This is a genomic window from Paraburkholderia sp. WS6, from assembly GCF_030464835.1.
In the GTDB taxonomy this organism is placed as follows: domain Bacteria; phylum Pseudomonadota; class Gammaproteobacteria; order Burkholderiales; family Burkholderiaceae; genus Paraburkholderia; species Paraburkholderia madseniana.
This window is the reverse complement of record NZ_JALQCK010000044.1, coordinates 38,637-57,700: the sequence shown is the minus strand read 5'-3', so window position 1 is coordinate 57,700 and position 19,064 is coordinate 38,637. Positions and strand designations below refer to the sequence as shown.

Below are 19,064 nucleotides of genomic sequence, written 5' to 3'. Positions count from 1 at the left end.
AGTCGCGTCAAAAAAGTCGTGGGGTATTATATGGCAAGACGTTGCCCCTCTGAATTTGCCGCCGGTTTTCATGACGCTGCCCCCTGCCAAAAACGCTACCCAAGATTCCTCCGACAGCCGCCTTGAACTGCTCAAGGCCTGGCTGAACGCCCACGCAGCGCGCTATGCGCTCGATCTCGACACGCTTCTCCCGGCTTCGTCCGACGCCAGTTTTCGCCGCTATTTCCGGCTTGCCGGTAAGGCGGCGGAAGGCGAAAGCGCCGGCACCCTGATCGCCGTCGATGCCCCGCCGCCCGAAAAGTGCCGCGAATTTGTGCAAATCGCACAATTGCTCGAGGCCGCCAACGTGCATGTGCCGCGTGTGCTGGAGGTCGATTTCGACGCCGGCTTCATGCTCGTCACCGATCTGGGCACCGATTCGTACCTCGGCGCGCTCACCGGGGCGCAAAGCGGCGATGACCCGCGTCGCGCCCGCACGTTGATGCGCGACGCGCTCGATGCGCTGATCCGCTGGCAGCTCACCTCGCGCGAAGGCGTGCTGCCGCCGTTCGACGAAGCTTTCCTGCGCCGCGAGATGGAGTTGCTGCCCGAGTGGTTCATTGGCCGCCATCTGGGCCGCGAGGTCGACGACAAGACCCGTACGCTGCTCGATCGCACCTTCGCCCTGCTGATCGCGAGCGCCCGGGCGCAACCGCAAGTGTTCATGTTGCGCGATTTCATGCCGCGCAATCTGATGGTCGCGGCCGAGCCCAACCCGGTGAATCCCGGCGTGCTGGACTTCCAGGACGCGGTGTACGGCCCGATCACTTACGACGTCGCCTCGTTGCTGCGCGATGCCTTCCTCGGCTGGGACGAAGAGTTCGAGCTGGATTGCTTCGTGTACTACTGGGAGCGCGCGAAAAAAGCCGGCCTGCCGGTCGATCCGGATTTCGGCGAGTTCTACCGCCAGCTCGAATGGATGGGCCTGCAACGGCACATCAAGGTGCTGGGGCTGTTCTGCCGGATCAACTACCGCGACAGCAAACCGCATTACATGAAGGATCTGCCGCGTTTCATCGGCTATGCCCGCAAGGTCGCGGAACGCTATGCGCCGCTGCGTCCGTTCGCGAAGCTGCTCGACGAGCTCGAAGGCCGCGCGAATGAAGTCGGCTACACGTTCTGACCGATGACGATGTCTCTGAAGAAAGCGATGATTTTCGCCGCCGGGCGCGGCGAGCGCATGCGTCCGTTGACCGACACGTGCCCGAAGCCTTTGCTCGTAGTGGGCGGCAAGCCGTTGATCGTGTGGCAGATCGAACGCCTCGCGCGCGCCGGTTTTCAAACCATTGTGATCAATCACGCGTGGCTCGGCGAGCAGATCGAGGCCGCGCTCGGCGACGGTTCGCGCTGGGGCGTGCAATTGCGCTATTCGGCCGAGCATGAAGCACTGGAAACGGCTGGCGGGATCGTGCAGGCGTTGCCGCTGCTCGAAGATGAGGGAGCTAGCGAAGTGTTCGTCGCGGTAAGCGGTGACGTGTACGCGGATTTCGATTACGCCGCGCTGAATGCTCGCGCTGAGACGCTGGCGGCGTTGCGCGAGCCCGGCATGCATCTGGTGATGGTGCCGAACCCGGCGTTTCATCCGAACGGCGACTTTGGTCTGGTCGACGGCGTGCTGTCGCTCGAGGCGCAACCGCGCTTCACGTTCGGCAATATCGGTCTGTACGACACGCGCATGTTTCGCGATCTGCCTCGCGGCACGCGGCGCGCGCTAACGCCTTACTATCGCGCGACGATTGCAAACGGTCTCGCGAGCGGCGAGTTGTATGAAGGCCTATGGGAAAACGTCGGTACGCCCGCGCAACTGCAGGATTTGGATCAGCGTGTGAGCGCGCGCTGAGTACAGCAGGGTGTTGCGCGGCACCGTGCGGTATCGTGCGATAGCGCGCCGCTAACGCCGCCGCAAAACTCACCGCCCGCCATCCCCCGCCCCGATCGTTTCAGCCGACTCCGGCGCCTCCGCAGCACGTTGCTGCTGCAACGCCCACATCTGCGCGAACAACCCGTTCGCATGCAGCAACTCGGCGTGCGTCCCACGCTCGACGATCCGTCCTTTGTCCATCACGATGATCTGCTGCGCGTGCACGACCGTCGAAAGCCGGTGGGCGATGATCAGCGTCGTGCGCTCGCGGGCGATCTGGTCGAGCTCGTGCTGGATCGCGCGCTCCGAACGCGAATCGAGCGCCGACGTCGCCTCGTCGAACAGCAGGATCGGCGGATTCTTGAGGATGGTCCGCGCAATCGCCACACGCTGCTTTTCTCCGCCGGACAACTTCAGGCCACGCTCGCCGACCGGCGTCTCGTACCCCTTCGGCAGCCCTTCGATGAAGTCGTGAATATGCGCCGCGCGCGCCGCCGCGATCACTTCCTCGCGCGTGGCCGACGGACGTCCGTAAGCGATGTTGTAGTAGATCGAATCGTTGAACAGCACCGTATCCTGCGGCACGATGCCGATCGAAGCACGCAGCGAATCCTGCGTGACATCGCGAATATCCTGACCGTCGATGGTGATCGCGCCGCCCGTCGCGCGGTCCAGATCGTAGAAGCGGAACATCAGCCGCGCGAGCGTCGATTTGCCCGAACCGCTATGGCCGACCACCGCCGTGGTACCGCCCGCCGGAATCGTGAAGCTGACGTCGTGCAGAATCTGCCGCGCCGGCTCATACGAGAAGTTCACATGCTCGAAGCGCACCTGCGCACCGCTCACCCGCAGCTCGGGTGCGTCAGGCACATCGGGCACTTCCTGGGCCGCGCCAAGCAGCGTGAACATGCGGTCCATGTCGGTCAGGCTTTGCTTCAGTTCCCGATACACGACGCCGAGAAAATTCAGCGGAATATAGAGCTGCAACATGAAGGTGTTGATCAGCACCAGATCGCCGAGTGTGAGGCGCCCGGCCATCACGCCCTGGGTTGCACGCCACAGAATGAACACGAGCCCCGTGCCGATGATCGCCTGCTGCCCGAAGTTCAGCGCCGACAAGGAGCGCTGCGATTTGATCGCTGCCGTGCGATAGCGTTTGAGGTTTTCGTCGTAACGGTGCGCTTCCCACTCTTCGTTGCCGAAGTACTTCACGGTCTCGTAGTTGAGCAGCGAATCGATCGCGCGCGAATTCGCCTTTGAATCGAGGTCGTTCATCGTGCGGCGAAAATGCGTACGCCACTCGGTGACTTTCACGGTGAACGTGATGTACACGGCGAGCGCAATGAACGTGACGATCGCGTAATACGCCTCGTATTTGACGACGAAAAAACCCAACACGAGGCCGACTTCGACCAGCGTCGGCAAGATGCTGTACAGCGAATACGAAATCAGTTGCGTGATGCCGCGTGTGCCGCGTTCGATATCGCGCGACATGCCGCCCGTCTGCCGATCGAGATGGAACCGCAAAGACAGGGCATGCAGGTGGCGGAACACTTTCAGCGCGAGTTGCCGCACCGCGCTTTCGGTCACCTTCGAAAACAGGATTTCGCGCAGTTCGGTGAAGAGCGAAGTGGACAACCTCACCACCGCATAGGCGACCACCAGCAAACCGACGCCGCCCAGCAGCACGATGGCCGGCGAATCGTGCGCGCGGCCGAGCGCGGTGAGATGCTGCACCGACGCGAGGCTGTCGACGATCCGTTTCATCACGATCGGCACGCCGAGATTGGCGACCTTCGCGCCGATCAGGCAGCTCAGCGCGAAGCCGACGCGCCATTTATAGGTGGCGAGGTAGGGCAGCAGCGACAGGATCGTTTGCCAGTCGTTGCGCGGCTGGGTCGAGATCGGGGAAGGTTCGGACGAAGGCGTACGGCGCATGGGATCGGCTGGGGAGAGTGTGGAAGCGACGGAGTTCGCAGCGGCGCGCCGACCGGCAGCGTGCCAACCTGGCATCCTGCTTTATGTCGCGCGACCCGGCTGGGCGCTTTCCCGTACAATTCCTGATCTTTCTATTGTCGCAGAAGCTGGCTGGCGCCGCTTTTCATCCCCATGACCGATCTCCTTCAACTTCCGCAAAAGCATTGCACGCTGCGCGTCGTACCGCAACCGTCGGACGCGAATGTCCACGGCGACGTGTTCGGTGGCTGGATCATGGCGCAAGTGGATATCGCCGGTTCGATTCCGGCAAGCCGCCGCGCCAACGGGCGGGTGGCGACCATCGCGGTCAATTCGTTTGTCTTCAAGCAGCCGGTGTTCGTCGGCGATCTGCTGAGCTTCTACGCGGATATCGTCAAGACGGGCACCACGTCGGTGACGGTGGCGGTCGAGGTTTACGCGCAGCGCATGAGCCTGACCGAGGACCTCGTGAAGGTCACCGAGGCGACCCTGACCTACGTCGCGACCGACAGCGACCGGCGCCCGCGCGCGTTGCCGGTGCTGGATTGAGCGGCAGATTTTGAACGAAAAACGAGGCGCCTGGGCGCCTCGTTTGGTTTCATACGTCGTACTTAGCCGGGATGTGCTTGCGAGGCTGCGTTTGCAAGAATCTCCCAGCGCAACCACGACCGGACCGGCAACCTCCATCCGGCCCGCAGCCGCTTACTGGCTCGCCGCCGCGGCGGCCGCCGCCTTCTTCTGCGCGTTCTGGAGATCCGTCGGATAGTTCGGATCGTTGCGCGCCGGGTTATACCCGTTGCTTTCCAGTTGCTTCAACTCGGCATTTTTCTTCGCCCGCGCCTGCTTGCGGGCAGCCTTACGTTGCGCCTTGGCGGCTGCCTTGGACGCGGCCGATGGCGTGGCGGCAGCGGCGGCAGTGGCTTCATCGCCCGCCGGAGCACTACCGGCGCTTTGCGCGAACGCCGGTGCAACCGAAGCCACACTCAGTACAACCGATGCGAACAGCACAGCCCATTTCTTTGCAGGTGAAGACGTCATTTTTCTCTCCAGTCGGATTGGCAGATATTCGACGGCGAAGCGCCCATGACCCAGGTGCGAGCAGCGAAAACCGGGCGCAACGCCACGTGAATCGATGCTTTGTGGTTCCCAGCGAAGTCAGAGATGGGAATCCCGAATATATACGACTGACCCTCGCGCGCAAACCGGTAATCCCCCGCGAGCGGCAGCCTGCGCACGCCAATCAATACGGAATCTCACCCGCCGCTACGCAAATAGACGTCGACCTGCGCTTCGATCCACTGCGCAAAATGCGCCTGCTTCGTGTTCAGGATTTCGCGTTGCTGCCACACCAGCCAGTACGGGTACCGGTACGGCACGCGGATATCGGTGATCTGCACCAGATCGCCGCGCGCCAACGCATGCGCGACCAGACTGCGCCGTTCGAGCGCGATGCCCTGCCCCAGCAAAACCGCGCCCAGCACGATGTTCGAATCGTTTGCAGACAGCACGACCGCCTCGGCGGCCGGCTCCGCCACCTGCGCCGCCTGGCACCAGTCGGCCCACGGCGTGTTGGGGCTGGAGATCAACGGACACGCGATCACGTCCTCGGCGGTAACGGGAAGGCGGCCGCCCGGCGCGAGCGTGAAGTGCGGCGCCGCGACTACTAGCACTTCGTCGTCGAACAGTTTCTGCTGCGCAACATCGGGCCAATGCCCTTGCCCCATGCGAATGCCGATGTCACTCACGCCCTGGCGCAAATCCTCGACCTGCAGACTCGTCAGCAGACGGATTCGATAGTACGGATGTGTCTCGCGGAAACTCGCGAGACGCGGCACGAGCCAATGCTGCGCAAACGACGGCACGGTCGCGATGACCAGCTCGCTTTCGTGTGGGCGCGCCTGCGCGCGGCGCGTCGCCCGCGTAATGTCGCGCAACGCCGACCGTATTTCTAGCGCGTAGAGCCGGCCTTCCTCGGTAGGCCGCAGGCCGCGCGCTTCGCGCATGAACAGCGCAACGCCCATCGAATCTTCCAGCACCTTGATCTGCTGGCTCACCGCGGAGTGCGTGACATGCAATTCGCGCGCGGCCTGGGTCACGCCGCCCAGGCGGGCGACGGCTTCGAAGCAGCGCAGAGCAGTGAGGGGCGGGATCGGCTTCATGTAAGAAATTCTGACGTAAACCGTCGATTAATGTCGCTTTTTTTGACTTGCCGAGCGCTTTAATCTATTGGTCTGATGCATCACAAGCACCGTCTGGCAAGCGAACAGCCGCCTCTTCGCCCGCTCAGGCCAACCATATAGATCTTCTAACGGAAATGAGATGAAACTGATCGGAATGCTGGATTCGCCCTACGTGCGCCGCGTCGCTATCTGCATGAAGTTGCTGAAGCTCGACTTCGAGCACCAGTCGATTTCCGTGTTCAGCACGTATGAGGCGTTCGCGAAGATCAACCCGGTTGTGAAAGCGCCCACACTGATCCTCGACAACGGCCAGAGCGTGATGGACTCGACGGTGATCCTGCAGTATCTCGCCACGCTCGCCGGGCCGGATCAACAGATCTTCCCGTCACAGCCGGAGCACTGCCTGCGCGCCGCGCGCCTGACGGGTCTGGCGCTCGCCGCTTGTGAAAAGACCGTGCAGATCGTCTACGAACGCAATCTGCGTCCGGCGGACAAACAGCATGAGCCGTGGGTCAATCGCGTGACCGAGCAATTGCTCGCCGCTTACCGCGAACTCGAAGAGGAACTCGCGTCGGCCCCGCTGCCGGTCGAACCGAACCATTTTGGCGCGGTGGACGTGACGGTGGCCGTCGCGTGGAATTTCACGCAAATGTACTTTTCGGAGATCGTCACCAAGGCGGCACATCCGCGCTTGCAGGCATTTTCCGAGGTAGCCGAACAACTACCGGTGTTCCTCGACACGCCTGCCGTCTGAGGCACGCGCGGCGGGGAGCGGAACGCCGAACTACACCGTCTCCGCCTCCCGCCCCACTCCCCCCTGAAACAATGCCGAAATCGCGTCTGTCGACAGCGGCTTCGCGAAGTAGAAGCCCTGCATCTCGTCGCACGCACGCTCCTTCAGAAAGTCGAGTTGTGCCGACGTCTCCACGCCTTCAGCGATCACCTGCAATTTCAGCGAATGCGCGAGCGCGATGATCGCGGAGGTGATCGTTTCATCGTCGCCGGACACGCCGATATCCGACACGAACGAGCGGTCGATCTTCAATCGGTCCACCGGGAAGCGCTTCAGATAACTGAGACTCGAATAGCCGGTGCCGAAGTCATCGATGGCAAGGCCAATGCCAAGCGCGTGCAGCTCGTTGAGCATCAACACCGCCTCCTCGGCATTGCGCATGATGGTGCTTTCGGTGAGTTCGAGTTCGAGGTACTGCGGTTCGAGCCCCGTCTCGGCGAGGACCTGCATGACGAGCTTCGCGATATCGCGCTGCTGAAAAACGCGCGCCGACAGATTCACCGACACCCGCGCCGGCGGCAGTCCTTCGTCCTGCCAGGCCTTGTTCTGGCGGCACGCCTCGCGCAAGACCCATTCCGACAGCGGCCCGATCAGCCCGCTCTCCTCGGCCACCGGAATGAACAGGGACGGCAGCACCAATCCGACTTCCGGATCACGCCAGCGCACCAGCGCCTCGGTGCCGACGATCTGCCCGCTCACGATATCCACCTGCGGCTGGTAGTGCAGCAGGAATTCGTTGTCGCGCAGAGCGCGGCGCAAACGCCGTTCGAGATTCATGCGCGCACCCGCGCTCGCATTCATCTCCGGCTGGTAGAACTGGAACGTATTGCGGCCCATGTCCTTCGCGCGATACATCGCGACGTCGGCCTTTTTCATCAGCGTTTCCGCGTCTTCGCCGTCCTGCGGAAAGAGGCTCGCGCCCATGCTGCAGCCGACATACAGCTCGGTGCCGTCGAGCCAGACCGGTTCGGAGATCGATGCGCGCACCCGCTCCATCCACGCAATCAGCGACTGCTCGTCGACGGTATCGGTCATCACGATCACGAACTCGTCGCCGCCATGCCGCGCGACCGTGTCGCTGGTTCGCGTACAACGGGCGAGCCGCTCGGCCACCACGCTCAGCAAGCGGTCGCCGACGCTATGGCCGAGGCTGTCGTTGACGTTCTTGAAGCCGTCCAGATCGATGAACACGACCGCGACGCCCTTGTGATGCCGCTGCGCCACGATCAACGCATGCTGCAGGCGATCGCGCAGCAAGTTGCGGTTCGGCAGCCGCGTGAGACTGTCGTAGTTGGCCTGATACTCGAGCTGTTCCTGATAGCGGATCAGATCCGTCACATCATTGATCACGCCGATGTGATGCGTGATCACGCCCTCCGCGTTCGGCACCGGTGCGATGAACAGTTGATTCCAGAACAGCGCGCCGTCCTTGCGATAGTTGCGCACCACGGCGCTTACCTCGCGGTTCGCGGCGAGCGCCTGGCGGATCAACGCGACGCCTTCCTGATCGCGATCGTCGCGCTGCAGCACGCGGCAATCGTGACCGATCACTTCGGCGGGATCGTAGCCGGTGATCCGCATGAACGCGGGGTTCACGTATTCGATCAGATTGCCCGCCGGCGACGGCGCGGTAATCAGAATCGCGTTGACGCTCGCGTCCAGCGCGCGGCTTTGCAGACGCAAAGCCAGATCGGCGCGCTTGCGCTCGGTGATGTCCGTGTACGAACCGAGCACGCCGATCACGCGCCCATCGCCGTCGGTGAACGGCAGCTTGCTCGTGACCGTGGTGCGATGCACGCCGTCGATCACCAGGTCGACCTCGAAATTCATTTTCGGCACGCCGGTGGTCACCACCTCCTTATCGTGCTCGTTCAGCAGGTCGGCAAAGGCGCGCCACGGCATGTCGCTGTCGCTCTTGCCCACCACCTGTTCAGGGTAAGAAAGCCCCGCATCGCGCGCGAACGCCATATTGCAGCCGAGATAACGCGACTCGTGATCCTTCCAGAAAATGCGCTGCGGGATGTTGTCCATCACCGTTTCGAGCATCTGGTTCGAACGCTGCGCTTCGGCTTCGGTGTTGATCTGTTCGGTGACGTCGTCGGCCAGCACGAAGAAGGCGGCGTGGCCCATGAAGTTGAGCGCGTGATACGAAATGTCGGCGCTGATCATCGAGCCGTCCTTGCGCCGGTGATGCCAGACACCCGCCATCGTGCGGCCGTGTTGCAGGACGTCGCTGCGCTGCAGATGCGATTCGAGGCGCGCGATTTCGGAATTCGGCCGGATCGCGCGAATCGTCATGCCGAGGAATTCGCTTTCCGAGTAACCGTATTGCTGAATCGCGGCCGCATTGACGGCGAGAAAGCGCAGCGTCTCGCGATCGAAAATGTACATCGGCACCGGATGATCGTCGAACAGACCGCGGAAGCGCTCGTCGTTGCGGCCGAGCGCACGCACGGTACGCAGTTTCTCGCGCGCGCTGCTTTCGCGGGCGCCGAACGTGAAGATCAGAAGCGCGCTGCCGGCCAGCATCGTCACGATCAGCAAAAACATGGCGCGCTGGGTTTCGTTCGCGGAACTCGCGAGCGACGCCTGCAGCGCCTCGTTCTCCTGTTTGCGCAACGCCGCCAGAGCGTCTTCCACACGGCCGAGACCCAGCCCGAGATGCGTATAGGTCGAGGCCGCCCATGCGCGCGACTCGTCCGGCGTGGCGCTGGCGCTCTTCAGGAGCGCATCGTCGATATCGTGTTGCAGCGCGCGGCTGTCCACGTTCAGCCTCACGAGCGTGTCGAGCATGGCCGGTTCGCCGGCGAGCTCGTTGCGCAACTCGCGCTCCAGCGCTGCCAGCGACGCCGCCATGGCGGCGGCCTCGTTGACCGGCGCGGCCTCGCCCGTTGCTTCGAAACGGCCGAGCGCGGCCAGCCCGCCGTCGAGCGCCGTATGATAAGCGTCGAGGTTCTGACGCACGCTCGTCGAACGCAGCATGCGCGCGTCGGTGTCGCGCTGGCCGCAAATCTGCGTATAGGCGACGAACGCGTTCGCGCCGACCGCCGCGGCAACGACCGCCAGATTGATCAGCAGCCGCTTCGATAAAAAAAGAGTCATGGGTTCCGAACGTCAATCGTTCTGAGGGCGGGAGCGCGGGGTCGCTTTCGGTGCGTCGGGTCGCACCGGGCCGAGTCTTTTTACGCGCCAACCCATGGATAACGGCAGGGTTCGGAACAGATTGAGGGGGCGAGGCGAAATATTTCGCGGATTTAGCTGGGGGCGTCTGGCTTGAGGCGCCAGGGCGGACGTCCCTAGGCGGTCTTTACTAGCCGGCGGTACGTGGCCGGCCGCACCTAGCCGGCCGCGCCTAGCCGGCCGCGCCAAATTCCTTCATAGCGGGGACGAAGTCGTGGTTGCTTTCCGGCTTGCGCGACAATTTGGCGAGTACGTAGCGCTCGAACGGCTCGAGTTCGGCCCACTGAGCGACACGCGGCGTGGGCAGGCCGGCCAGCCCCGCCTGATGCACTACGCCGTCCGGCACGGCATCCGTGCGGCGCCAGGCAGGCGCTTCCTCGGGCGTGAACCACTCCGGCTCGATATTCGCGTGCGTGCGCAGCATCTCGAAGAGTGCGTGGTCGAAATTCGGCTCGATTTCCGCGTCTTCTTCGACCGGAAATCGCGCCAGCAGCTTGCGGTCTTCGAGCGGCAGCATTTGCCACTGCTCAAGGGTGATGCGCAGCCCGAAGCGATCGAGATTGAAGCGCACCGACATCGGGATGTAGGTGAAATTCTCCGAGGACGCGACTTCGAAGTTGAAAAGAAGCGGTGCTTCGTTGAGTCCCATGACAGTATTCCCCTTTGGTGGCGGGCAACGCGCAAGCCCAGCTTGAGGTATTTTAGAACCTTATTCGCGCGATAGCGGCGTGGTCTGGCGCTGCTTCGCGCCGCCGGGCAAGGCTGCAAGCCGTAGAAACGCGCGCAGCATGAAAGGAGTGAAGTCGCTTGAACGAACTGGACACAGACGGACAGACGGGCGCCGTGGAGCGTCAGGTGCACCGGCATCGCGGCGCAGCGGTCGAAACCGTCACCGATCACGTCGGTCAGGAATGGCCCGTGGCGCTCGTCTTCAATGGCATCTCGCACGCGGTGATGATGTGCACGCCGCGCGATCTGGAAGCGTTCGCGGTTGGTTTTGCGATTTCGGAAGGGATCGTGGAGCGCGGCAGCGACATTCAGGACATCGAGGTCGAGCTGCATGACGATGACGAATTGCCGCACGCCGAAGTGCAATTGAAGGTGGTGCAGCAGGCTTTCGTCGCGCTGAAGGAAAAGCGCCGCGCGCTCGCCGGGCGCACCGGTTGCGGCGTATGCGGGATCGAAAGCATCGATCTGCTGGATCTGAAACCGGAACGCGTGCCGGACACCGGCTTTCTGCAACGGCTTGCGCCCGATGCGATCGCGCGTGCCGCGCGCGAGTTGCCGGAGCACCAGGCGCTGACGCGTCTGACCGGCGGCTTGCACGCCGCCGCATGGTGCGATGCGGCAGGCGCGATCCGCTACGCGTTCGAAGACGTCGGCCGTCACAACGCGCTCGACAAGCTGATCGGCCAACTGGTGCTCGACCGCGCGGATACCCGGGAAGGGTTTGTGTTTCTGTCGAGCCGCGCCAGCTACGAGCTGGTGCGCAAGGCGGCGCGTGTCGACGTGCCGATGGTCGCCACGATTTCGGCGCCCTCTTCTCTGGCGATTGCGATCGCCCGCAAAGCGGGCGTACGGCTTGTCAGCTTCTGCCGGGAAACCAGCTACGTCGACTACGACACCTTGCAGCCGACGCAACCTTGAGCGTCTGAAGCATCTTCAAGCGCCTGAAGCATTTTCAAATACCTCAGGCACCTGAACGCAACCGCTTTAGTCGAACTGCCGGAAATCCGGCTTGCGCTTCTCGAAGAACGCCTTGAACGCCTCGCGCGCTTCCGGCGCGATCAGCATCTTGGCGAAGTGCACCGCTTCCTCGCTCATCTGCGTTTGCAGTTCATGCTGGCTCGCGCGCTTCATCAGACTCTTCGTCACCCGCAGCGACGACGCCGGCAGCGCCGCCAGCTTCGCCGCTTGCGCGGCTGCAAACGCATCGACTTCAGCCGCGGGCAGCACGCGATTCACGAAACCCATACGGTGCGCCTCGGCAGCGTCGAACGCTTCGCCGAGCAGCAGCTTTTCCGCTGCGGCCTGATAGCCGGCCACGCGCTGCAACAGCAAACTCGACGCCGCTTCCGGACACAGCCCGAGTTGCGTGAACGGCAGCGAAAAGCTCGCCGTGTTTGCTGCGTAGACCAGATCGCAGTGCAGCAGGAGCGTTGTGCCGATGCCGACTGCCGGACCCGCCACCGAAGCCACCACCGGCTTTTCCGCCAAACTGATCGCACGCAGGAACTGGAATACCGGTGCGTCTTCGCCGCCTGGCGGCCTCTTCATGAAGTCGTCGAGATCGTTGCCGGCGCTGAAAATGCCGGCGCTCCCGCGAATCAGAATCGCCCGGATCGATGTGTCGCCCTGCGCTTCGACCAATGCGTCGGCCATCGTCTGATACATCGCGGCCGTGATCGCGTTTTTCCTGTCGGGCCGGTTGAAGGCAATCGTCAGTACGCCGTCGGCGCGCTCGACCAGAATATCCATTGTCATCTCCTCGTACTCCTGGTTGCTGCTGAATGGAAAAAACGGCTCGCAAGCCAGGTGGCCTGCGAACCGTTTCCGCGGTCCCTAGAGGATCACTGCTTGGGTCCCCGCGGTATTCGCTACGGGGACCACTGCGGGGACCATGGCAAACACGATTACAGACGTTCGATGATGCCCGCCGCGCCCATGCCGGTACCGACGCACATCGTCACCATGCCGTACTTGAAGTTGCGGCGGCGCAGGCCGTGCACAACCGTCGACGCACGAATCGCGCCGGTCGCACCCAGCGGGTGGCCGAGAGCGATCGCGCCGCCAAGCGGATTGATCTTCGACGGATCGAGACCGAGGTCCTGGATCACCGCCAGCGATTGCGCGGCGAACGCTTCGTTCAGCTCGATCCAGTCCATGTCCTCGATCTTCAGGCCGGCGGCCTTCAGTGCGGCCGGAATCGCTTCCTTCGGACCGATGCCCATGATTTCCGGCGGCACGCCGCGCACGGCGAAGCTGACGAAACGGGCGAGTGGCGTCAGGTTGAATTCCTTCAGCATCTTTTCCGATACGACGATCAACGCGCCCGCGCCGTCCGACGTCTGCGAGCTGTTACCCGCCGTCACCGAGCCCTTGTTCGCGAACACCGCGCGCAGTTTTGCCAGACCTTCCAGCGATGTTTCCGCACGCGGGCCTTCGTCGAGCGCGACTTCACGCGTCTTGATACGCACTTCGCCGGTGGCGAGATCGGGGAAACGCTCGGTGATCGTGTATGCGGCGATTTCGTCGTTGAACTCGCCGGCTTGCTGTGCGGCGATGGCGCGGCGGTGCGATTCGACCGAGAACGCGTCTTGCGCTTCGCGGCTGATCTTCCAGCGCTCGGCGACCTTCTCTGCCGTCAGGCCCATGCCGTAGGCGATGCCGATGTCTTCGTTACGATCGAAGATATGCGGCGACATCGACGGCTTGTTGCCCATCATCGGCACCATGCTCATCGATTCACAGCCGCCCGCGATCATCGCGTCCGATTCGCCGACGCGGATACGGTCAGCCGCCATAGCCAGCGCGGTGAGGCCCGAAGCGCAGAAGCGGTTCACCGTGACGCCACCCACCGTGTTCGGCAGGCCCGCCAGCAGTGCGCCCATGCGCGCGACGTTCAGGCCTTGTTCGGCCTCAGGAATCGCGCAGCCGATGATGGCGTCTTCGATCACCTTGGTGTCGAGGCCGGGCACTTGCGCCACGGCCGATTTGATCGCATGCACCAGCAGTTCGTCCGGGCGCGTGTTCTTGAACATCCCGCGCGGCGCCTTGCCGATCGGCGTGCGGCTCGCGGCGACGATGTATGCGTCTTGCAATTGCTTTGCCATTTGAAGCTCCTCTATCGTCGCTTAGTTGCGCACCGGCTTGCCGGTTTGCAGCATGCCCATGATCCGTTCCTGCGTCTTTTGCGTGCCGAGCAGATCGACGAACGCTTGACGCTCGAGTTTGAGCAGCCATTCCTCGTCAACGAGGCTGCCCGCTTCCACGTCACCACCACACACCGCTTCCGCGATGCGGCTGGCGATCAGGTAGTCGTGCTCGCTGATGAAACGGCCGTCACGCATGTTGACGAGCGATGCCTTGATAGTTGCGATCGCCGAGCGGCCGGCCACCGGCACCTGCGTGACACGCAGCGGCGGACGATAACCCGCAGCGGACAGCGCGCGCGCTTCCTTCTTCGCGATGTCGAGCAGTTCGAACACGTTGAAGACGATCGTGTCGGACGGCTTCAGGTAGCCCATGGCGCGGGCATCGAGTGCCGAGGCCGAGACCTTCGCCATTGCCGCGTTTTCGAACGACTTCTGCACGAACTTCAGCAGGTCGTTGGTCGCGCCGGCTGCGGTCGCGGCTTCCGCCGCGCGCAGTGCCGCTTCCTTCAGACCGCCGCCCGCCGGCACCAGACCCACGCCGACTTCCACCAGGCCGATATAGCTTTCGATGTGCGCAACACGCTTCGCGCTATGCAGCGCCAGCTCGCAGCCGCCACCGAGCGCGATGCCCGACACAGCCGAGATGACCGGCACGTTCGCGTACTTCACGCGCAGCATGCCTTGCTGGAATTTCTTCACAAACGGCTCGATGCCCTTCGCGCCGCCCATCATGAACGCGGGCATGGCTTCTTCGAGGTTCGCACCTGCAGAGAACGGGCCGCCCGGCGTGCCGAGTTTCAGCGACGTCGGCTGCCACACGACCAGACCCTTGTAGTCCTTCTCGGCCAGTTCGATGGCTTGCGTCAGACCGTCGATCACCGACGGTCCGATCGTGTTCATCTTGCTCTTGAACGACACGATCAGGACGTCGCTCTCGCCGGCACGGTCGTCGACCCAGGCGCGTACGGCGTCGGTTTCGAACAGCGTCTTGCCGTAGGTCTTCGGATCAGCCGACGTTTCGCCGACCAGCGGTGCGCGGAAAACCTGTTTGTCGTAGACCGACAGCGACGAACGCGGCACAAAAGTCTTCGAAGCCGGCGACCACGAACCTTCGTTCGTATGCACGCCGCCCTTTTCAGCAACCGGACCTTCCAGCACCCACGACGGCAGCGGCGCGTTCGACAACCCCTTGCCTGCCGCAATGTCTTCCTGCACCCATTCGGCGACCTGCTTCCAGCCGGCCGTCTGCCAGCCTTCGAACGGACCTTCGTTCCAGCCGAAGCCCCAGCGGATGGCCAGATCGACGTCACGCGCGTTGTCAGCGATCGATTCGAGATGCACGCCAATGTAGTGATACACGTCGCGGAAAATCGACCACAGGAATTGCGCTTGCGGATGCTCCGATTCGCGCAGAAGCTTCAGACGCTCTGCCGGCGGGCGCTTCAGAATGCGGCCCACCAGTTCGTCGGCTTTCGCGCCGCCGTCGACGTACGCACCCGTTTTCGGGTCGAGCACCTTGATGGCTTTGCCTTCCTTCTTGTAGAAGCCGCCGCCGGTCTTCTGACCGAGCGCGCCCTTCTTCACCAGTTCAGCCAGAACGGCCGGCGTTTCGTAGACCGGGAAGAACGGGTCGTCCTTCAACGTGTCCTGCATCGTCTTGATGACGTGCGCCATGGTGTCGAGACCGACCACGTCCGCCGTGCGGAACGTTGCCGATTTCGCGCGGCCCAGACGCGAGCCGGTCAGGTCGTCCACTTCGTCGAAACGCAGACCGAACTTTGCGGCTTCGGTAATCACGGCGAGGATCGAGAAAATACCGACGCGGTTGGCGATGAAGTTCGGCGTGTCTTTCGCGCGCACAACACCCTTGCCGACGACGCTCGTCAGGAACGATTCGAGTTGGTCGAGAATTTCCGGACGCGTCGTTGCGGTCGGGATCAGTTCGACCAGGTGCATGTAGCGCGGCGGATTGAAGAAGTGCACGCCGCAGAAACGCGCCTTCAGTTCATCCGAGAAACCGTTCGACAGTTCCGTGATCGACAGACCCGACGTATTGGTCGCGAAGATCGCATTCGGTGCGATATGCGGCGACACCTTCTTGTACAGGTCGTGCTTCCAGTCCATGCGTTCGGCGATCGCTTCGATCACGAGGTCGCACTCGGCGAGCTTCTCGATGTCGTCGTCGTAGTTCGCGGGCTGGATGTATTGCGCGTCGTCCTTCACGCCGAACGGCGCGGGCGACAGCTTCTTCAGATTCTCGATCGCCTTCAGGGCAATCGCGTTCTTCGGGCCTTCTTTGGCAGGCAGGTCGAACAGCAGCACGGGCACCTTGGCGTTGATCAGGTGCGCTGCGATCTGCGCGCCCATCACGCCGGCGCCGAGCACGGCTACCTTGCGAATGATCAGATTGCTCACGTCGTTCCTCCGGGGAGTTATGCGGTATCGCGAAGGTGTCTCTTATGTTTCGCGATGTGTGACTTGTGGCGGTGGAAGGCGCCACGCCTCTTGAAGGCGTGGCGCTTGCCGTGAAGTGTGTGCCTTAGAACAGCGACTCTTCGACGTCCATCATCGACTTCGAACCGGCGCGTGCCTGACGGATCGTCATGGCCGTTTCCGGCAGCAGCTTCGCGAAGTAGAAGCGTGCGGTCGCGAGCTTGGCCTTGTAGAACGGATCGCCCGATGCTTCGTTGTCCAGCGCGATACGTGCCATGCGCGCCCAGAAGTACGAGAACACCAGGTGGCCCACGGTACGCAGATACGGCACGGCGGCAGCGCCGACTTCGTCCGGGTTCTGCATGGCCTTCATGCCGATTTCCATCGTCAGCTTCTGCACCTTGTCACCGATGTCGGCGAGCGGGTTGATGAACTCCTGCATTTCCGGTTTCACGCCTTCGGCTTCGACGAAATCCGACACCAGCTTGCCGAACTTCTTCATCTTCGCGCCCATGTCGCCGAGGATCTTGCGGCCGAGCAGGTCGAGCGCCTGAATCGCGTTGGTGCCTTCGTAGATCATGTTGATACGCGCGTCGCGCACGTATTGCTCCATGCCCCACTCGGTGATGAAGCCGTGGCCGCCGTAGATCTGCATGGCGTGGTTGGTGCTCTCGAACGCGTTGTCCGAGAGGAATGCCTTCAGGATCGGCGTGAGCAGCGCGACCAGATCCGCCGCTTCTTTACGCACCGATTCGTCGGCGTGCGACAGTTCCTTGTCGATGTGCAGCGCGGACCAGTACGAGAACGCGCGCGCGCCTTCGGCGTAGGCCTTCTGCGTGAGCAGCATGCGGCGCACATCCGGATGCACGATGATTGGGTCAGCGGCTTTTTCCGGCGCCTTCGGGCCGGTCAGCGAGCGCATTTGCAGACGCTCTTTCGCGTACACCAGCGAGTTCTGATAGCCGATTTCGGTCAGGCCCAGGCTCTGCATGCCAACGCCCAGACGCGCGGCGTTCATCATCACGAACATCGCGTTCAAGCCTTTGTTCGGCTCACCGACCAGCCAGCCCTTCGCGTTGTCCAGATTGATCACCGCGGTCGCGTTGCCGTGAATGCCCATCTTGTGTTCGATGGAACCGCACTTCACGCCGTTGCGCTCGCCCGGCTCGCCCGCTTCGTTCGGCACGAACTTCGGCACGATGAAGAGCGAGATGCCCTTGGTGCCCTTCGGCGCATCCGGCAGACGCGCGAGCACCAGGTGAACGATGTTCTCCGCGAGATCGTGTTCGCCGCTGGAGATGAAAATCTTCGTGCCACTGATCGCGTACGAGCCGTCGCTGTTCGGTTCGGCCTTGGTGCGCAGGATGCCGAGGTCGGTGCCGCAGTGCGGCTCGGTCAGACACATCGTGCCGGTCCAGACGCCCGCAACCAGCTTCGGCAGATAACGTTGCTGCAGTTCCGGCGTGCCGTGCGCATGCAGACATTCGTACGCACCGTGCGACAGACCCGGGTACATCGTCCACGCCTGGTTCGCCGAATTCAGCATTTCATACAAAGCGTTGTTGACGAATGCGGGCAGCCCCTGGCCGCCGTAGTCCGGATCGCAGCCGAGCGCCGGCCAACCGGCTTCAACGTATTGCTTGTAGGCTTCCTTGAAGCCCTTCGGCGTGGTCACGACGCCGTCGCCGACGTACGTGCAGCCTTCCTGGTCGCCGCTGTGATTGAGCGGGAACAGCACTTCGGAGCAGAACTTGCCGGCCTCTTCGAGCACGGCGTTGATCGTGTCCGCGTCGAGATCCGCGTGCTTCGGCATCTGCTTGATCTCGGCTTCGACGTTAAGCAGCTCGTGCAACACGAATTGCATGTCGCGCAGCGGCGCGGCGTACTGTCCCATGACTCTCTCCCAAGTTTGACAAGGAGCGAGGCCGTTAGCTGAGTCCGTGGATCGGATCTTTCAGCGCCGCTGAATCTGCTTGAAGTTCGGCGGCTCTGCTAACGGCTTTCGCTCTGATACGAAACAATCAATTTTTCCAGCGCGGCCCACGTCAGACGCACTGCGTCCGGCAGATGCAGGAAGCGCGCGTCGTGATGCAGGCCGAGCGTGAAGCTGTACAGTTCGAACAGCATCAGCTGCGGATCGGTATCAGCGCGCAGATGCCCTTCTTCCATCGCCTGCGAAATTGCCCGCGTGAGCGCCGCACGCCAGATCGTTACACTCGACACCAGTTGTTCACGCACCGGGTTGTCCCCGCGGTCGTCGTACTCGACGGCGCCGCTGATGTAGATGCACCCCGTGGTGACTTCCTGAATGCGTTTCTCGATCCAGCGGGAAATCATCGCGCGCAAGCGCGGCAATCCACGAGGCTCACGCAAACTCGGGAAAAACACCTCGTCTTCGAAACGACGGTGGTATTCGCGCACGACTTCGACCTGCAAATCCTCGCGCGACCCGAAATGCGCGAACACGCCGCTTTTGCTCATCTGCATGCGCTCGGCCAGCAACCCAATCGTCAGACCTTCCAGTCCGTCGCGGCTTGCCAGATCAAGTGCTGCTTCGAGAATCGCGACTCGTGTTTGTTCGCCTTTTCGCATAGCTTTTTACCGTTCTAATGTGACCGAAAGAAAATCGAACGGCCGTACTATTATTGTGTGCGACCGTCCGCGAAACAAGGACTTTATTAGAAACCGGTTTCTAACCCGGCTTCAATTCTGCGGCATCCGTCAATCAGAGGAAGGAGATTTTTTAG

The 19,064-nt window shown here is 62.6% G+C and carries 15 protein-coding genes; 5 read left to right on the top strand and 10 right to left on the bottom strand.

What is annotated here, in order from left to right; translation table 11 throughout:
• Positions 1-70: 70 nt before the first annotated feature.
• Complete coding sequence (locus M0D64_RS36145) at positions 71-1,162, top strand: aminoglycoside phosphotransferase family protein (RefSeq protein ID WP_266261259.1); 1,092 nt, start codon at positions 71-73, stop codon at positions 1,160-1,162.
• Between the two features lie 3 nt (positions 1,163-1,165).
• Positions 1,166-1,879, top strand: coding sequence for an N-acetylmuramate alpha-1-phosphate uridylyltransferase MurU (gene murU, locus M0D64_RS36140; protein WP_266261258.1), 714 nt, complete (start codon positions 1,166-1,168; stop codon positions 1,877-1,879).
• 69 nt (positions 1,880-1,948) lie between these two features.
• Here the strand turns inward: murU and M0D64_RS36135 are convergent, their stop codons facing one another.
• Positions 1,949-3,838: an ABC transporter ATP-binding protein/permease gene (locus tag M0D64_RS36135; protein ID WP_266261257.1), complete on the bottom strand. Its 1,890-nt coding sequence runs from the start codon at positions 3,836-3,838 to the stop codon at positions 1,949-1,951.
• A 171-nt stretch (positions 3,839-4,009) separates the two neighbouring features.
• On the opposite strand from M0D64_RS36135, the gene M0D64_RS36130 reads away from it, so the two are divergent.
• On the top strand, positions 4,010-4,405 hold the full coding sequence (locus M0D64_RS36130; RefSeq protein WP_266261256.1) for an acyl-CoA thioesterase: 396 nt from the start codon (positions 4,010-4,012) through the stop codon (positions 4,403-4,405).
• Positions 4,406-4,558: 153 nt separating this feature from the next.
• Here M0D64_RS36130 and M0D64_RS36125 read toward each other — a convergent pair whose 3' ends face one another.
• Positions 4,559-4,894, bottom strand: coding sequence for a DUF4148 domain-containing protein (locus tag M0D64_RS36125; protein ID WP_266261255.1), 336 nt, complete (start codon positions 4,892-4,894; stop codon positions 4,559-4,561).
• 215 nt (positions 4,895-5,109) lie between these two features.
• Positions 5,110-6,015: a LysR substrate-binding domain-containing protein gene (locus M0D64_RS36120; protein ID WP_266261254.1), complete on the bottom strand. Its 906-nt coding sequence runs from the start codon at positions 6,013-6,015 to the stop codon at positions 5,110-5,112.
• 160 nt (positions 6,016-6,175) lie between these two features.
• Here M0D64_RS36120 and M0D64_RS36115 point away from each other — a divergent pair, with 160 nt between their 5' ends.
• On the top strand, positions 6,176-6,790 hold the full coding sequence (locus M0D64_RS36115) for a glutathione S-transferase (RefSeq protein ID WP_266261253.1): 615 nt from the start codon (positions 6,176-6,178) through the stop codon (positions 6,788-6,790).
• Positions 6,791-6,820: 30 nt separating this feature from the next.
• On the opposite strand, the gene M0D64_RS36110 is transcribed toward M0D64_RS36115, so the two are convergent.
• Together M0D64_RS36110 and M0D64_RS36105 are read right to left on the bottom strand one after the other, a co-directional pair.
• Complete coding sequence (locus M0D64_RS36110) at positions 6,821-9,931, bottom strand: EAL domain-containing protein (RefSeq protein ID WP_266261252.1); 3,111 nt, start codon at positions 9,929-9,931, stop codon at positions 6,821-6,823.
• Between the two features lie 250 nt (positions 9,932-10,181).
• Positions 10,182-10,658: a nitrate reductase associated protein gene (locus tag M0D64_RS36105; protein ID WP_154560527.1), complete on the bottom strand. Its 477-nt coding sequence runs from the start codon at positions 10,656-10,658 to the stop codon at positions 10,182-10,184.
• Between the two features lie 158 nt (positions 10,659-10,816).
• On the opposite strand from M0D64_RS36105, the gene fdhD reads away from it, so the two are divergent.
• Positions 10,817-11,656, top strand: a complete 840-nt coding sequence (gene fdhD / locus M0D64_RS36100; RefSeq protein WP_097391291.1) for a formate dehydrogenase accessory sulfurtransferase FdhD — start codon at positions 10,817-10,819, stop codon at positions 11,654-11,656.
• A gap of 66 nt (positions 11,657-11,722) precedes the next feature.
• Here fdhD and M0D64_RS36095 read toward each other — a convergent pair whose 3' ends face one another.
• From M0D64_RS36095 to M0D64_RS36075, 5 genes are all read right to left on the bottom strand, one after another.
• Complete coding sequence (locus M0D64_RS36095) at positions 11,723-12,493, bottom strand: enoyl-CoA hydratase (RefSeq protein WP_266261251.1); 771 nt, start codon at positions 12,491-12,493, stop codon at positions 11,723-11,725.
• Between the two features lie 149 nt (positions 12,494-12,642).
• Positions 12,643-13,842 carry an acetyl-CoA C-acyltransferase gene (locus M0D64_RS36090; protein WP_171926274.1) on the bottom strand — a complete coding sequence of 400 codons (1,200 nt, stop codon included), beginning with the start codon at positions 13,840-13,842 and terminating at the stop codon, positions 12,643-12,645.
• A gap of 21 nt (positions 13,843-13,863) precedes the next feature.
• Complete coding sequence (locus tag M0D64_RS36085; RefSeq protein WP_266261250.1) at positions 13,864-16,299, bottom strand: 3-hydroxyacyl-CoA dehydrogenase/enoyl-CoA hydratase family protein; 2,436 nt, start codon at positions 16,297-16,299, stop codon at positions 13,864-13,866.
• Positions 16,300-16,423: 124 nt separating this feature from the next.
• Positions 16,424-18,211 (bottom strand): acyl-CoA dehydrogenase C-terminal domain-containing protein, encoded by a 1,788-nt coding sequence (locus M0D64_RS36080; RefSeq protein ID WP_154560524.1) that lies wholly within the window; start codon positions 18,209-18,211, stop codon positions 16,424-16,426.
• 98 nt (positions 18,212-18,309) lie between these two features.
• Positions 18,310-18,909, bottom strand: a complete 600-nt coding sequence (locus M0D64_RS36075; protein WP_046566835.1) for a TetR/AcrR family transcriptional regulator — start codon at positions 18,907-18,909, stop codon at positions 18,310-18,312.
• Positions 18,910-19,064 lie beyond the last annotated feature (155 nt).

What these genes read in the sequence shown, in the direction of transcription:
- M0D64_RS36075 (WP_046566835.1), bottom strand. Translation starts at nt 18,909, where the DNA reads ATGCGAAAAGGCGAACAAACACGAGTCGCGATTCTCGAAGCAGCACTT.
- M0D64_RS36110 (WP_266261252.1), bottom strand. Translation starts at nt 9,931, where the DNA reads ATGACTCTTTTTTTATCGAAGCGGCTGCTGATCAATCTGGCGGTCGTT.
- M0D64_RS36145 (WP_266261259.1), top strand. Translation starts at nt 71, where the DNA reads ATGACGCTGCCCCCTGCCAAAAACGCTACCCAAGATTCCTCCGACAGC.
- M0D64_RS36120 (WP_266261254.1), bottom strand. Translation starts at nt 6,015, where the DNA reads ATGAAGCCGATCCCGCCCCTCACTGCTCTGCGCTGCTTCGAAGCCGTC.
- M0D64_RS36135 (WP_266261257.1), bottom strand. Translation starts at nt 3,838, where the DNA reads ATGCGCCGTACGCCTTCGTCCGAACCTTCCCCGATCTCGACCCAGCCG.
- M0D64_RS36090 (WP_171926274.1), bottom strand. Translation starts at nt 13,842, where the DNA reads ATGGCAAAGCAATTGCAAGACGCATACATCGTCGCCGCGAGCCGCACG.
- M0D64_RS36095 (WP_266261251.1), bottom strand. Translation starts at nt 12,493, where the DNA reads ATGACAATGGATATTCTGGTCGAGCGCGCCGACGGCGTACTGACGATT.
- murU (WP_266261258.1), top strand. Translation starts at nt 1,166, where the DNA reads ATGACGATGTCTCTGAAGAAAGCGATGATTTTCGCCGCCGGGCGCGGC.
- M0D64_RS36115 (WP_266261253.1), top strand. Translation starts at nt 6,176, where the DNA reads ATGAAACTGATCGGAATGCTGGATTCGCCCTACGTGCGCCGCGTCGCT.
- M0D64_RS36130 (WP_266261256.1), top strand. Translation starts at nt 4,010, where the DNA reads ATGACCGATCTCCTTCAACTTCCGCAAAAGCATTGCACGCTGCGCGTC.
- M0D64_RS36125 (WP_266261255.1), bottom strand. Translation starts at nt 4,894, where the DNA reads ATGACGTCTTCACCTGCAAAGAAATGGGCTGTGCTGTTCGCATCGGTT.
- M0D64_RS36080 (WP_154560524.1), bottom strand. Translation starts at nt 18,211, where the DNA reads ATGGGACAGTACGCCGCGCCGCTGCGCGACATGCAATTCGTGTTGCAC.
- M0D64_RS36105 (WP_154560527.1), bottom strand. Translation starts at nt 10,658, where the DNA reads ATGGGACTCAACGAAGCACCGCTTCTTTTCAACTTCGAAGTCGCGTCC.